Here is a 287-nt window from a genome sequence, read left to right on the forward strand (position 1 = left end):
CGGTCACCGCCACCTTGGTAACCACCCTCACGGCGGTCGCCACCACGGAAACCACCCTCACGCGGCGCGCCCGAGCGTGACCCATCGCGGTCGCCGCCACGGAAGCCGCCACCCTCGCGACGGTCTCCGCCACGGAAGCCACCCTCACGGCGGTCACCACCACGGAAACCACCCTCGCGGGGCGGACCGGAACGACCACGGTCACCGCCACCCTGGTAACCACCCTCACGGCGGTCACCACCACGGAAACCACCGTCACGGTCACCACCGCGGAAACCACCCTCACG

The 287-nt window shown here is 71.1% G+C and carries 1 protein-coding gene; it reads right to left on the reverse strand.

Going from position 1 to position 287, the window contains the following annotated elements; all coding sequences use genetic code 11:
• On the reverse strand, positions 1 to 268 hold a 268-nt coding region (locus ACLQ26_RS33050), incomplete at its 3' end, for a hypothetical protein (protein WP_425748280.1).
• Between the last annotated feature and the right edge of the window lie 19 nt (positions 269 to 287).

Source organism: Micromonospora sp. DT43, from assembly GCF_049841645.1.
GTDB lineage: Bacteria > Actinomycetota > Actinomycetes > Mycobacteriales > Micromonosporaceae > Micromonospora.